The sequence below is a fragment of the Burkholderia sp. Tr-862 genome (assembly GCF_011753085.1).
GTDB lineage: Bacteria > Pseudomonadota > Gammaproteobacteria > Burkholderiales > Burkholderiaceae > Burkholderia > Burkholderia ambifaria.
This window is the reverse complement of the sequence record NZ_VWWG01000330.1, coordinates 1-232: the sequence shown is the minus strand read 5'-3', so window position 1 is coordinate 232 and position 232 is coordinate 1. Positions and strand designations below refer to the sequence as shown.

Here is a 232-nt window from a genome sequence, read left to right as displayed (position 1 = left end):
AAAAAAAAAGATACTATACCTCGGTGTCCGCTTCCTCGTTGCCTTCAGCCTCCGCGTCTTTATACGACTTGTCTGTTTTAGCCTTCTCTTCCACCTTGCTTGCCTCCTTATCCTGTCGATCCTCGCGCATCTCCTCTTTCTTCACGTTCTTCTTGTTGTTGGCCCTGTTCATCACTACTTGCACCTGCTTCTCGTTCGTCTCATCCTACCCTAAGTAGACTACTTCCTCCAC

Annotated in this window: 1 protein-coding gene; it reads right to left on the bottom strand. The window is 48.3% G+C overall.

Going from position 1 to position 232, the window contains the following annotated elements:
* Nucleotides 1-13: 13 nt before the first annotated feature.
* On the bottom strand, nucleotides 14-184 hold the full coding sequence (locus F3J14_RS34510) for a hypothetical protein (protein ID WP_166726704.1): 171 nt from the start codon (nucleotides 182-184) through the stop codon (nucleotides 14-16).
* Between the last annotated feature and the right edge of the window lie 48 nt (nucleotides 185-232).